This is a genomic window from Aquabacterium sp., from assembly GCF_021768455.1.
Taxonomy (GTDB): Bacteria; Pseudomonadota; Gammaproteobacteria; order Burkholderiales; family Burkholderiaceae_C; genus Aquabacterium.
In genome coordinates, this window is sequence record NZ_JAIZVX010000039.1 from 16,532 (window position 1) to 27,913 (window position 11,382).

General features: G+C 57.2%; 2 protein-coding genes. Both read right to left on the reverse strand.

The annotated features are described in order from the left end of the window. Positions 1-100 precede the first annotated feature (100 nt). Positions 101-10,483, reverse strand: coding sequence for a hypothetical protein (locus QZ994_RS07445; RefSeq protein WP_290870414.1), 10,383 nt, complete (start codon positions 10,481-10,483; stop codon positions 101-103). Positions 10,484-10,596: 113 nt separating this feature from the next. Further along, positions 10,597-11,382: hypothetical protein (locus QZ994_RS07450; protein ID WP_290870417.1), on the reverse strand; the 786-nt coding region annotated here is incomplete at its 5' end.

Here is an 11,382-nt window from a genome sequence, read left to right on the forward strand (position 1 = left end):
ATTGCGATCCTCGTTCTCTCCAAGTTGGGGGATCGAAAGCCGCCACAAGGCTAGGTCAAATGAAATCCCCCTCGGTAGGAACCCGAGGGGGATTTTTTATTTATCGGAACAGGTTGCCAATTGGCAACAATCCCGGTGCCCTGAAGGCCATATGCAGGCCCATCGAGTTCACCGCCCGCCCGTCAAACAGGGACATCCAGAGGTTGTCCTGAATAGGCAGCCCGATCCCCGAGAGAGGCATGGGCAGGTTGGACGAGACCAATGCGTGGACCGGGTTGTTACGGACCATGGACAGGGCCACCTTGGCCGACCGGATCTTGAAGTTCCAGAACCAGAGAAGACCAACACTCTCAAGGTACTGACGATCACGTCCGGGCAGCCGGTCGTAGTTCACGAACTCCTCGGTGATCTGGCTCAGGGCTTCAGCCTTGGACTTACCCTGCCGCTTGGTCAGATCATCGTAGAGGATCGCCTTGGCCACAAAGTCGCCATAGTCCACCGTCTTCTGCAAGCCCCGGAAGAGTGCAGTGTCCTTGGACATGATGGCATACTTGCCAGCGGTCTGCATCGGCCCCGGCAACTTGTTGACCAGATACTCGATGTAATCCGACAGACGGCCCTCCGAGAGCATAACTTCCTCACGGCTGCCAGCATCCGAGATCGACGAGAACTCACCCGCTTCGAGCAGGGGCCAGATCGAGAGACGGCGATGGCCATCACTGATCGTCTGGATCTCGGCGTCAAGACGCTTCTGAACCAAGGGATCGGTAGCAGCCAGCCGCTCAACCTGAGCTTCCATCTGACGGATACGGCTCTTGTGCCATGCCTCGATTTCAGCCGTCTTCTTCGGGATGTTCTTGAAGATCTGGACCGATGGGACACCACGACCGATGAGCTGGTAGACATTTGAGGCAGCATTGGCCAACGGCACGATCATGGACTTTACCACAATGGTCGTCTTGATGTCCTGCACGATGGCATTCTGCAAGAACCGCTCAGCCTTCACGGCATAGGTATATGCCTTGTCACCGAACATGCCCTTGAGGCTCTGACGCACCAGACGCTGAGTTTCAGGCGACCACCGCGAAGTGCCCGTCCAAGCATCACCGATGCTGGCATTGTGGTAGCCCACAGCATCATTAATCATGTCCTTGCGGACCATGTAACCCTCAGGGAACCGAGCCTCGATATAGGCATGGGTCTCGTTGGAGAAGATGGCCACGGCAGCCTTGTGAACCGGGTCCGTACTCTTGAAGAGATCCACGAACTCGTCACGACGGCCCTTCTTCTGGTCGTCCCAGATCTGACGCTGGGCGTCGATCAGCTTCTTGTTCATAGCGAAGGCGTTGGCCTCTTCAGCCTGACGACCGGCCCGCACACCCATCATCTTGGTCAGGTCCGTGTTGGGCATCAGCTTGCCCGTCATGGTCGGGCTGACCTGACGTTCATAGCCCACGAGCTGACCGTTCTCGTTGTAGAGCGGCATCAGGGCAGTGCCCTTGGTCTCGGTAGCCTTCGAGTTCTGGATCTGCTGAAGGAACTTCGGATCACTGATAGCCCCACCAGTCAGGCCCAGAGTGTGCCCGGTGCTCTTGTCCACACCAGAGACAGTCTGCTGGACATTCTGCATGATGCCCTGCGAGAACTGGGCACGGCCCGACACCGGCAGGAACCAGTAGGACTTGCCCTTGCTCGACGGATCCTTGGCAGAGCCCTCGAACTTACCCAACCGGACATAGCCCATTTCCAGCATGTCCTTGGCACCAAGGCCAAGGCTGCCATCGGCCCGCTTCGTGGGAGCATCGTTCACCACCATGATGTGCGAGCCATCAGCGTTCTGCTGGGTCATGAACCCTTTGTAGTGGTTGAACCGAGCATTGCCCGTAGCCTTCTCACGATCAGCATCAGCCTGACCCTTGAGCGAGTTCAACACGAAGTCGAGACCATGGCCCTCATGAGTGGCCAGCACCTCAAGCGTGTTGCGGATCGGGGTTGGTTGGTTCGACAGAGCCTGAAGCGAGACCAGATGGTCGATGGCTTCCACCATCTCCCGAGAGGTGTTCGTGTCCCGGACACCCTCGCCCAACAGATTGGCGATGGCATCGGCATTCCGCAGCAGATTACTATCGGCCTGCTTCGTGACCATATAGTCAGCCAGTTCGCTGGCCTTCTGCACGATCAGGTTTGCATGGTCCGGCGAGATCTCGCGGATGCGGTCCTTCAGTTCCTTGATCTTCACGTCCCGCTTCGAGGCAGACTGCATCCACCCCAACACATCCGCGACCTTGTTGCCAGACAGCAGCGAGGACAGATCGGTCTGGGCAATACCCTTGTGCATAGCCGTCTTCTCATCACCCGTCAGGGTACGAGTGAAATTGCCTTCCAAGATCCGGGGCATCGTTTCGATATAGGTCTGCCGGATGCCCGACACCCACTGGTGAGCCAGCTTGATGAGGTCATAGATCTTGGCGTTCTCCTTGGTTCGACCAACGAGATCGTTGAGCAGATCGAAGGGGAAAGTGCCGAGCTTATCCGTGCGGTTGGCATTGGACATGATCTTCAAGGCCATCTCATGACCCGTCGGTTCATGGAGCATACCAGCCAGCGTCTGAAGGGTTTCGGCCAGAGCTACCTTCATCTTGCCAGCACCGTTCTCACGCTGCTTCTTCACATTGGCCTGTGCAGTCTCGCCGAGCTTGTTGAAGGCATCGACCAGAATGCTGTTCGCCTTGTCGATCCCGTTACCGATCGGGTTGGTGAACTTCTCGATGTAGAGCTGGGCGTCGTTGCTGGTTTCCAGCATCTGGGCGACCAGACCATCGAGAGCCGTCTGCACGTTCTTGGAACCAAAGCCCTCACCAGAGATCGCCCGGCCCACAGCATCCATGCCCATTTCCCCGATGTTATCGAGGATATTGTCCACCGAGTTCCAAGCCTCATAGTTGCCCTTGGGCATCTCGACCTTGGACAGCATCTGACGGAACTCTTCATTGGTCATGGCCAGAGCCACGAACGCAGGGAGGATCGTCGAACGCTGCAAGCCATCCTGCCGAGCAGCAAACTTGCCAGCCAGAAGCGTGAACTTCCGGTTCGCCTGATCGCTATCAGCCGTGTCGAGGACATCCGGGTTCTTCAGGAAATCATCAACCGAGAGCTGCTTGATGACGTGGGCGTACATATCCTGCATCCGGCTGGTGGCATTCGCATCCAGATCAGCAGCAGTGCCCATGATGCCCACCATATGCATGAAGGCCACCTGCTCCTGCTTCGTCATATCGAAGCCAGCCTCAGTGAACGCCTTCAGGATACGGGCACCATTCACCAAGCTCTGCTTGGTGTTGGCGGCATTGACCACACGGTTCAGTCGGTCGGTCCCAATGAAGTCCGTGACCTTGCCCTTGATGCTCCCCAACAAATCCGCGATCCGCTGGTTATCACCAAAGTTAGGGTCATGGAACAGCAGGCCCTCTTGGCTCATCGAACGGACACCGTTCTCCGTCCGCATCAGCACATTGGTGTTGAAACGGATGTTGGTGAACATATCATCCTTGACGGCAGCCGACCGCTTACCGCCGAAGAGCAGAGCCTTCAATTCACGGATGGCAGCACGGGCCAGACGAACAATCGGGTTCGCCTTGGTATCCCGAAGCTGCTCCGAGAGTTCTTGGTTCGAGAGCGACCATGCCATGAACTCGTTCAGTTCACCGGCAGGATTGCCCTGAGCCGCCTGACGCTCCATCTCATCCAGAGTATTCTGGTATGCAGCTCCATCGAAGCCAGCTTCCTTGAACTGGTCCATCAGACCTTCAAGGCGGCCAATGGCCTCCTTAGCTTCAGGTCCAACGTCCTCACCGTTGTAGTGAGCCTGCACAGTCTCATAGGTGGCAGCATGGATCAGCTCATGGAGCATGGTCTCACTGTTGCCATTGACCACGAAGAGTTGCTTCGAGGCAGGATCCATGAAGCCCATGAACGTCCCCTGACGCTCAGGTGCAAGGCTGATTCCCATATCGGCAGCACGATCCAGCAGCTCTTCACGGGTGCCCGTGTGGATCTGATAGTCGTTCACCCGGCCCGACCGGATGACATCACGGAGCAGGCTCCGGGTCAGCCGATCATTGGTGATCTTCGTGATCGCCTTTTCGAGCACCTTCGAGAAGAGGCTCTGGGGGGCATTAGAGACCCTAGGAGCTTCCGGGGCACTCTCGGTAGGCTTTGCCTCCTCTTCGCTCTGTACGGCCTCAGGGGCTTCCTGCGTGACCACTTGAGCCAGCATACGGTTCAACTGAGCAGCCTTCTCCTGCGGGGAACCAGAGAGGATCACGCCCTCTTGGGTGTGAGGATTAGCTGCACCAGCCATCTGGTCCACCGAGAGCTGCACCCGAGACAGGACAGACTGACGCTTCTCGATGCCGTCGGCCATACGCTGACCGTCGATGGCCGTCTTCTTGAAGGCGGCTTCGAGCTGCTCGACAGTCGGAATACCGTCCCAGGAATTGAGCAGGCCCTTGGCCAGCATCTTCCGCTGATCTTCCGTCAACGAAGACAGGTCGAGCTGGTCCACGAACTTCCCGAAGGCTTCCGTCAGGTGGGCCAGCGGATTGTTCTGCCACGAGTCAGCCACACCCTTGTTGGCCACCTGCCCCATCTTGTCCAGATCAGCCACCGTCGAGTGGATACCGTCGAAGATCTGCATGTGCTCGGCAGGCATGTCGGGGTTCTCGATCATGTTCTGCACGGCTTGACCGTCACCCGAACCGATCGTCATGTTGGGCTGGCCCGACACACCGGCATCACCGGGCATGTTGCCATAGGCAGACGTGTCCATGGTGCCGTCGAGGTTGCGGCTGAACTCCGGCGTCAGGGTCTTACCGGCCTTCGTCTTCATGAAGGGCAGGTTCAACCGGGTCTGGCCCCCGAACGCAAAGTTCTGGGTGCCGGTGCTGAAGCCGGGAATGTTGGCCTGAATGTCCTTCAGGATCTTGTCCGTCTCAGCCTTCGACAGCAGGTCATACGGGCTCATGTCCGGGTTCGCTTCACGCTTGGCTTCGAGAGCCTTGGCGTAAGCGTTCTGGTACATGAACTGGCCGACCTGAGACCAAGCCTGTGTCTGGGTCTTGATGAGATCCATGGTGCGGATCAGATCAGGCCCCACCGTGTTGGTGATGCTTTCGACCATAGGTTCAACGAAGGCGTGCAGCACGTTCTGACGCATGGCCTTGTAGGCTTCACCGCCGACCGTGAACTCCTCGAAGTTCGACAGGTCGATGTTGACCTTGCCGTTCTTGTTGAGATGCAGGCTCGAAGTCTTGCCCGACTTCTCGGACATTAGGGAGGAACCAACGAGAGCCGACAGATTCTCGGTGAGAGCCTTGAGCTTGACCTCGGCACTTTCCTTATCACCACCGAACAGGGCCTGCCCAGTGGACAAGCTCTTGTCATTGGCCTTGGCCTGAGCAGCTTGAGACATCCGGGAATACAGGCTCGACAGAGCTTCATCCAAGATGTTCCCGGCAATGCCATTGGCACCCGAACCATAGATGGTGATGGTCAGCGGGTTCTTGGTGGCCCCACGAGACACCTGAAGATCGCCGTCACCCTCGGCATACTGCACACCGTCGAGGAACTGGCCCAAGAAGGTCAGGACATGACGGATCTGGTCAGCCTCGGGGTGGCCACTGTGGGCCCGAAACAACTGGCTCACATTCACAGCCGTGCCATCGGCAGCCACACCATACAGATCGTTCTTGGAGTTGCTGTCCCGGCCACGCAGGTTGGCAAGACTCATGGCCTGCTCACCCAACCAGAGACCACCACGCTCGATGTTAGAGATCCACGAAGGCGTGAACTTGCCCGAGGTGAACAGGCTCATGGCGTTCACCACACCATTAGTAACACCATCAGCCTCGAAGTACAGAGCCGTGCGGAAAGCCTTGCGATCTTCCGGGGTCGTTTTCAGCAGACGGGCATATTCCATCAGAGCATGGAGAGCCACAGGGCTGTCCACACCTTCGTCCTTCATCGTGTCGATGTCGGCTTCGGTCAGCTTTCCATTGGAACCAAGGATGTCCAGCGTGCCCTTGAACCCTGCCAGCTTGGCATTGAGAGCAGCACGCATCTCGGTCTGACCGAGGGTGTGAACCTTCACGCCCAGAGCCTGTGCCAGACCAAGAGTGAACTTGGCCCGGTTGTCTGGGTTGGTCATGTCCATGGTGTTCCACGTTGGGAGCACCGCTTCACGCATCAGCTTGCTGGACTGGGGATTGTCCTTGCCCAGCATCTGAAGGCGGTTCACCACCGTATAGGCATAGGCAAAGTGGACAGGTGCTTCCTCGACCTTGGTTCCTGCCTTGGCAGCATAGCTGGTCACTTCGGCCAGCATGTTCTGGATCGACCGGAACGCCGACTGGGCCGTCAAGTTCTGCCCTTCCAGTGAACGCTTGTCGTTGATGTTCAGAGGAGCACTCGTGTCTCCACCACCGAACAGACGCAGCACCAAAGGCTCGGCCATGCGGTTGAGCATGTCAATGAAAGGCATATTGACGAAGTGGGGAACGCCCTGTTCCTTGGCCACCACACTCTGCTGCTGTTCCGTAATAGGGGTATCCGACCGAAGCTGGGTCTTCTGGACAGTCTTCGGAGGCTCACCGACATAGGTGACTTCCTCCTTGTCCTTCAGTGCAGCCTTCTCGATGGCAGTCGGGAACTGACGGATGGGGTTGTCATCCGCCAGCACACGCTGAAGCGAACCATCAGCCCGCTTGACCGGCTCACCATTCTCATCCCGCAGCATGGCCGGACGGTAGATGTTCACCTCACGCACACCACCATTGATGGGAAGTGCCGAGACATCCACCTTATTAGTCTCGATCAGGCCATTATCGACCATGACCGTCAATAGCTCCTTGGCGATGCCCTCGAAGACAGCATTGGCATGGTTGGCCGGTGCATTGGGATCGACCGTGGCACCCCAGAAACGCTGGATCTCCTGAGCCAAGGAACGAGACACATCCGAGATCAGCAAACCACCGGACAGGCTCTTGGCCAGACCGGGGGGCACAGCTTCATCGCTATTCAGGCTGAAGACGCTGCGAACGTCATCGTCCGTCAACTGACGGCCCGAGTTGTTCATCTTCAGATACCACTGAAGAGCAGCCAGCGTAGCCGTCTGGATCAGCTTCTGGTCATAACCATAGGTGCCATCAGGGTTCTGCTGAACCAAGTTCAGAGCACCACCATTGGTGTAGGCTACAGCCTTCTCGAACCCATCACGGGCAATCGCCTTGGCAACACTGTCCTTGGACAGGAAGCTCTTGAGGCGATCATTGAGGCTGTTCACCAGTCCATCAGCGAAACCAAGATACATTTGGTAGGCAGCAGCCACAGGCTTGGAGAACGTTCGGTTCAATTCCTCGCCCACCACGGACTCGAATGTCGTCTCATTGGTCAGGGTATCCTTGACCATTTGAACAGGTTCATTCGTTTCGGACAGCCGGGTGCGATCCGAGTCTAGCCCCTTGATGGCGGACAGACGGTTTTCATTACCGGCAACCGGCTTGGGCTTTTCCACCGGAGTTTCCACAGGGGCTTCCACCGGCTTATCAGCAGGTTCGACAGCCTCGGCGGCAGGCTTGTCAGCTTCCTGTCCCTTTGGTTCAGCCGCAGGCTCTTCCTTATCCGCAAGCGGGGCAGGTTCTTCAACTTTATTTACTTCGTTGGGAACCTTTTCCGGGGTAGATAGTGTGTCAGCTTCCTTGCTATCCTTAACTTGAGGTTCAGTCTTGGTGGTGTCTCGTTCCGTCTCATTAACAGGAACCATACGGCTACCATCACGGTATTCCTTTGCGATGGTATCTGCATGGCCCTCCAACGAACCATCAAGCTGGGTAGGATCAATATGTTCGACTGGCAGCCCGAAAGCAGCACTGAGATTGTTCACCGCATCAGCGGCGACTCGTGCTTGCACAGCAACCTCTTGGGCCAGCTTTACGTTACTCGCCCGACGAGGGTCGATGTAGGTACTGCCGCCGGGACGGAATTTCCCGTTACCGATGTGGACATTGAAGCCAGTGAATGGGTTGCTAGGATCCGAGTTCCCACCGGCCAAGGCACTGTTGAACGAGCCGACCTTGTTGCTCAAGTGTTGAGCAAAGCCACGCAGGTTTCCGAGAAGCTCGAAAGCGAGGTTAGTGTTACCCGCGTTGTACGCAGCACGAATGCCTTGAAGATGTCCATAGATGGACAGCTTTCCTCCATCCTTGGGAGCATTGGTCAGCACTTGCTGGGATACGGCAGGAGCGTCCTTCATGCCGTACTTTGAGGCTAGTTCCGAACCAGCCTGAGCAGCCTGAGCGGTAGCCTGCACCGAACGAAGCGTGGCACGCTGATAAGGGGTCAACTTGATGTTACCCTGCTCATCATGAAACAGCAGATCACCAGCCGTCTTCGGATCAACCTTCTCGGGGTTGGTCTCGGCCAGTTGCGTGACCAAAGGCACGGTGTTCTGGACATTCTGCCAGTGATCTTCGGTCGTGGGATCAGTCTTGGCCGTGTCGATGCTTGATTGCACGAACGAGTTGATCTTGGATGCGGCCCGACCATAAAGATCCTTACCGACCTCCATAGCCTTCTGGACGCTCTCGGACTGAGCAGCATTGGCCACCACATCCTTGACTTTCTGGATCGTAGAGTTCTGAAGACCATCGGGGGTCTCACCGTCCTGAGCATTCTGGCTCTCACGAACCTGATCGCCGAGCTTGGCCATCGACATCAACTTGTCGATCATGGCCCCACCCTTCTGGGTGACAGCAGCAGCCGTATCCTGAATACCTCGGATGTTCTGAAGCCCAGCGATATTCTGAGCCACCCATGCCTTGGCCTTGTCCTTGGTGTCGTCGGACTTGTTCCAGCGGCTGATGGTGTCCTCGGCTTCAGCCTGAGCACCCGGAGCAGCATCATTGGCCTGATCGGTCAGACCCGAGATGATGTTATCGGCTACCCGCTGATTGCGGGCATCGAACCGATCACCGGCATAGGTCAGGGCCTTGCCCATCGCCTTGAACGGGAGCTTTGCAGTTTCGACTGCACCATGCAAAGCAAGACCGGGGGCCTGTACCATGCCAGCAGAACCAAGACCGCCCAAGCCACCAAGGGCAGCCTGTTCACCTACACCATCCAGCAAATCCTGCTTCAGATTGACATGCTGTTGCAGGCTATAGTTCTGAGCAAGCTGTCCCGAACCGGACTGGATAGTTTCTTCGATTCCTTCCTTCAGAATATTCTGGCCAGCCTCACGGAGCGAGGCAACACCCGTTGGATGGGCCTCGAACTTCGCTACCAGAGGCGAGATCGCCACAGCAGCACCGGCCTGAATGAGACCGGCCTTACGACCAGCAGCATCAGCCATCTGGTTCTTCTGATCCTCGGTGAGATCGGTACGACCAGCCAAAGCCTGTCGAGCAGCATCAGCCGTCTGCTGATAGGCCCCACCACCTTCCATACCAGCAATGCTGGCCATGACCGGGCCTTCTTCGGCGCCCTTGAGCAGCAACTGATCGCTAGTCGAAAGAATGCGACCGGCAGCTTGACGTTCAGCAGCAGCCGCAATGGCTTCCGTGGCACCCAATCGACCAATAGTAGCACGACCAAGAGCCCCCAAACTTTTGGCCATGGGACCGGCTGCAAGCAGCGAACCAACGCCCGAAGCGATAGTGTCCGTGGCCATGGCCGGATTGGAAAGCGAATTGCCCAGACTATCAGCAGCATCAGCCGCAACACGCCATGCACCGGGCAGAACCCCACCATGGGTCTTGTCATTGATGGCCTCGTTAGCCTTGTTATCGGCAGCATCCAGAGTCTGCTGAGCCGTGTAGGCACGGCGGGCACCCTGCATCTGATCCGATTGAAGGCCCTGAGCGAAGTCGTTTGCACCAGCAATAGCCTCGGCGATCTTCACACTGGCCGTGCTGCGGGCATTGTCGATGGAGTTGGCAACGTCGTTATAGCCGAGGGCACGGGCTCCCGTGCTCACTAGACGCGAGGTCGGATCCATGGAAACAGCGAGGTTCCCCAGACCGGCGAAGCCATTGAGGAAACCTGCCGTGGCCGAGTTGGCACTGTCACTGAGAAGCTGGACACCTGTCCGCTGGGATTGGGTATCTGAACGACGAGCAGCATCACCAGAAGAAAAGGCAGCCGAATAACGCTGGCCAATATCATCGCCATACTTCTGTCGAAAGGCGAAGGGCGTCATACTAGTGAAATCACGAGCAATCGGATCAGCCGATGCCTGCCCGGAACGGGTGTTCGCCATGGTCGAGAGGGAATAACCATCCGGCCCCATCTGAGCCATCTTGGCTTGGGTCGCCGCTTCGACCTCAGCCTGCTTCGTGGCAGGCATGTTCGAGGTATCGTATCCACCGGGATTGGTCACGGGGCTGGCGGCAAGGAACTGATCCAGCATCGACTGATAAGAGGTGGCCATCTGCTATCCTACGTTCGGTGATGGAGCCTCATAACACTAGGATGCTCTCGCCGTAAATTGAAAACCCCCAGCCGTTAGGCCGGGGGTTATCTTTTACCACAATAAATTGGTGGTTAGTTCCGATGAAGCGTGAACAGCCCATCGTACCAATGCGAACCGGGTTCACCCGGCTTGGGTGCCGGAGGCTGAACCACAGGTGCAGCCGAGGTATTCACATTGCCCTGAGCCTTGATCAAGATCGCATTCGCAGCATCAAGCTGAGCCTGCAAACGAGGGATCTGGAACTGCAAGCCCGGCTGACTGACCATCCGCTGACGGGTGGCAACGAGCTGGGCCTGTGCAGCATCACGGGCAGCCTGTGCCTGAGCCAAGGTCTGAACCCCGGTTGCCACATCGCCTTGACGGACTGCATCCTGAATGAGTCCACCCGATTTGGCACGGGCCACCTCATTGTCGATATAGTCTTGGCTGAGGCGGTCGCCGTTTTTGTTGACCCGGACCGAATTGCCTTCGAGGAAATTAGTGATCCCCCACGAGTGATTGTTCACTCGGAGAGCATCCTGAAGGATGACGCCTGCTTGGCTCGGGGTGATGGTTGCCTGCCCATTCACCTTCGATGAGTTCACAATTTGATTGATTCGGTTGTTTAGGAAACCAGCATCCGTACCAGCAAAAGCACCCTGCTGAAGACCCGTCACAATGTCACGGGGATTCTGCGTCGGGGATGCTGCTGCTTGGATCAGCGCCGAGGCATTCGACTTACCGGCAGCATCCTGACCCATACGTAGGGCAGCACCTTGTGAAGTGCCAAGCACCGAGGAAGCAGACGTGCCACTTTCACCACGGGAAATCACATCACGGACCTGATCCCACGACTTGCCCTTGAGACTCGCAGCTTG